This is a genomic window from Streptomyces glaucescens (assembly GCF_002154375.1).
Classification (GTDB): domain Bacteria; phylum Actinomycetota; class Actinomycetes; order Streptomycetales; family Streptomycetaceae; genus Streptomyces; species Streptomyces glaucescens.
In genome coordinates this window covers 543-2037 of record NZ_MUND01000696.1, presented here as the reverse complement: position 1 = coordinate 2037, position 1495 = coordinate 543, and the positions used below count along the sequence as shown (strand labels likewise).

At 71.7% G+C, this 1495-nt stretch carries 2 protein-coding genes and 1 pseudogene; all 3 read right to left on the bottom strand.

Translation table 11 applies throughout. From position 1 onward, the window contains the following. Positions 1-189: 189 nt before the first annotated feature. Positions 190-399 (bottom strand): hypothetical protein, encoded by a 210-nt coding sequence (locus CCN42_RS35300; RefSeq protein WP_086741457.1) that lies wholly within the window; start codon positions 397-399, stop codon positions 190-192. Between the two features lie 87 nt (positions 400-486). After that, a complete protein-coding gene (locus CCN42_RS35295; protein ID WP_086741456.1) occupies positions 487-1380 on the bottom strand; it encodes an SDR family oxidoreductase in 894 nt (297 codons plus the stop codon). Beyond that, a pseudogene (locus tag CCN42_RS45130) lies at positions 1377-1495 on the bottom strand (alpha/beta hydrolase); the annotation flags it as partial. The pseudogene CCN42_RS45130 and the gene CCN42_RS35295, both read right to left, overlap by 4 nt.

Below are 1495 nucleotides of genomic sequence, written 5' to 3'. Positions count from 1 at the left end.
ACCCCCGACCGCTCCCGCCCCAAGCTGCCCCCACGCGCCGCTTCCTGACGCCGGGCGGGCCGTCTCCCCCAGGGGCCCGGGGAACTGAGCGAGAACCGCGACGCCCCGCGCCCGGCAACGAACAAAAAAGGATGGGCGCCCCCGGCGAACACCGGAGGCACCCACACCATGAGAACCAGACCGCAGCGGTCAGACCTCGTCGAGGTCTTCGTCGAAGCGCTCCCGCTCGGGGCGCTCACGCTCGGGCCGCTCCCGCTCGGACCGCTCGCGCGTCATCGGCTCGTCCTCACGACGCTGCCCGCGGCGGCTCTGGACCTGCTCCTTGGCCTGGTCCATCTTCTCGCGAGCCTGCTGCTGCCACTGCTCGGACTGGTCCTGGAACTTGTCCTTCATACCCATGTGTCGTCACTCCTTGTGACTGGGGGATTCGGGGCCCCGAGGGGGGCTCCACCAGATTCACACGGCCCGACACGCCCTGCATGTCGATCACTTACGCTCGGTAGCGGCGACCGCCCTGGCCTGCTCGTCCGCCGCCCCGCCCGCTCCCACCAGCCCGGTGCGCATGCCCTCCAGCCGGTCCGCGAACCGCCGCATCTCCCGCTGCCCGACCGTCCCGATGACCGCCGGCAGGTACCCGCGCACGCCCTGCATCCCGCGCAGCCACCACTGCCCGTAGACATGCGCGGACCGGCGCTCGATCCCGGCGACGATCCGGTCCACCGCCGGTCCCAGCGGATAGGTCTTGTTCGACGGCCACGGCAGCCGCTGCCGCAACTCCCGCATGACGTCGTCCTGATCGGCCCCGCGCACCATGTCCGTGTCGGTCCAGGACAGATAGCCGACGCCGACCTTCACGCCCCGGTGGGCGACCTCCGCGCGCAGGCTGTGCGCGTAGGCCTCGACGCCCGACTTGGACGCGCAGTACGCCGTCATCATGGGCGCGGGGGTGATCGCGGCGAGGGAGGCGATCTGGAGCAGGTAGCCGCGGCTCTCCATCAGCACGGGCAGGAAGGCCCGCGCGGTCACCGCCGAGCCGATCAGGTTGACCTCGATCACCCGCCGCCAGGCCTCCGGGTCGGAGTCGGCGAACGGCCCGCCGGTCGCCACGCCCGCGTTGGCGACGACGATGTCGACCTTCCCGAACCGCTCCTTGACCTCGCCCGCCACCCGGGCCATCGCCTCGTGGTCGGTGACGTCGGCGTACCAGTGGTCGCTGTCGCCGTACAGCCGCGAGGAGACCTCCTTGAGGGCGTCCGGCTCCAGCCCGACCAGGGCGACCTTCACCCCGCGCGCCGACAGCTTGCGCGCCAGCAGCTCGCCGACACCGCGCGCGGCCCCCGTGACGACTGCGACCTGCCCTTCCAGGCTCACCCTGGTCATGCGCCCTCCCTCACCTTCACGTACGTCGTGACGAGTTCCCGTATCTTCCCGGTGATCAGCTCGGGCGCCTCCACCGGTGTCATGTGGCCGAGCCCGGGCAGCTCGTCGAGGCCGG

Bases quoted from the DNA above. Each gene is read 5' to 3' on its own strand.
- CCN42_RS35295 (WP_086741456.1), bottom strand. From the start codon at position 1,380: ATGACCAGGGTGAGCCTGGAAGGGCAGGTCGCAGTCGTCACGGGGGCC.
- CCN42_RS35300 (WP_086741457.1), bottom strand. From the start codon at position 399: ATGGGTATGAAGGACAAGTTCCAGGACCAGTCCGAGCAGTGGCAGCAG.